At 36.2% G+C, this 1,377-nt stretch carries 2 protein-coding genes; both read left to right on the forward strand.

Going from position 1 to position 1,377, the window contains the following annotated elements; translation table 11 throughout:
- Nucleotides 1-303: 303 nt before the first annotated feature.
- Complete coding sequence (locus tag JNO63_RS08575) at nucleotides 304-1,047, forward strand: peptidoglycan amidohydrolase family protein (RefSeq protein WP_203128518.1); 744 nt, start codon at nucleotides 304-306, stop codon at nucleotides 1,045-1,047.
- A gap of 9 nt (nucleotides 1,048-1,056) precedes the next feature.
- Nucleotides 1,057-1,257 (forward strand): phage holin, encoded by a 201-nt coding sequence (locus JNO63_RS08580; protein WP_203128519.1) that lies wholly within the window; start codon nucleotides 1,057-1,059, stop codon nucleotides 1,255-1,257.
- The last annotated feature ends 120 nt before the right edge of the window (nucleotides 1,258-1,377 follow it).

Here is a 1,377-nt window from a genome sequence, read left to right on the forward strand (position 1 = left end):
ACCTCTTATCCACTCAAAAAAGCCCTTGACCCAACCTCAAGGATATAGGTAGAATACGATTCTCTATTAGAATCAAAAAGACAGTAGCCGTTAACTACTGTCTTTTCTTTTACTTACTTTTATGCTGATCGGCTATATAAATAGTCAAAACTGCAACTAGTAAGGGAAAAATTAAATTTTCCAATAGGTAGAATACTATCTCCATATAGAATCACCTCCTTTCGGAGACTATTTAATTATATCATAATTATTTTAAGGATTAGCTTTGCTAGTCCTTTTTTTAGTACAAAGAAAGGAAAATTTATGGGAGTAAAAGAAGCTTTAAATTGGATGGACAGACACCATAGACACAAGGGCAACTATCCTTACAGCATGGTTAGAAGAAACGGTAACCCGGGTTATGACTGCTCATCTGCTGTGTACTATGCACTTATAGCGGGTGGAGTCTTACCTAAAAACACACCGATAGGAAACACCGAGACTCTTTTTAAGCTAAAAGGCAAGTACCTAGATGAAATATATGACTATAAGGATGTAAGAGCTGGTGATATCTTTATCAGAGGTGGTGAGGGCAGATCTGCTGGAGCTAATGGACACACAGGCATGTTTTATAAAAAAGACGGCATAATCCACTCTAACTACTCAAATAACGGGATATCTTACAACGATAACAAGAGCTTTATAGGCTACTTTTTAGACCGCAGGAGGAGCAGTAATGAGCGTTACTTTAGACCTAGATATGGTGGAGCTAACGGTTTAGATATAGCACCTGTAAAGCGACAAAAACCACAAAAATCATCAGGCAAAAAATTCATTAAAAACGAAAAATGGCACGGTATAACACAGACAGCTTGCCATGTAAGAGCTGACGCAAGTACTAACTCAGCTATAGTAGCAACCTACCCTATGGGAGCAAGGATTAACTACGATAGCGTGTATGAAGCAGACGGCTATCGTTGGATATCTTATATAGGTAACTCTGGCAAACGTAGATATGTAGCCTATAGACGTACAAGCGGCAACACAAGAGCATGGATAACTTTTTAGGAGGATTAAATGATTTTTAGAAATAACAAAACTTATGATACTTTAAAAAATTTATCTTTGATAGCTATACCAATAAGCACTTTTATAGTGGCTATACTTGGAGCATATAATTATGGGAATGTTGAAAGAGTAACTGCTGTACTTGCAGCGATTAATACACTTTTAGGGTCTCTAGTTAAGATATCAAGTTCAGAATATAATAAAAAATAACTAGACTTTTAATGACTTTTATAGTCGTTGGAAGTATACTAGTATTGAAAGAAGTAACCTTGTGTATATTCTGTATTAACTCTAAAAATTGGGCTGGCCTTTTGGCTGGCCTCTTTTTTT

The organism is Anaerococcus sp. mt242 (genome assembly GCF_016798225.1).
In the GTDB taxonomy this organism is placed as follows: Bacteria; Bacillota; Clostridia; order Tissierellales; family Peptoniphilaceae; genus Anaerococcus.

Coding starts and splice junctions, on each gene's coding strand:
- JNO63_RS08575 (WP_203128518.1), top strand. CDS start 304: ATGGGAGTAAAAGAAGCTTTAAATTGGATGGACAGACACCATAGACAC.
- JNO63_RS08580 (WP_203128519.1), top strand. CDS start 1,057: ATGATTTTTAGAAATAACAAAACTTATGATACTTTAAAAAATTTATCT.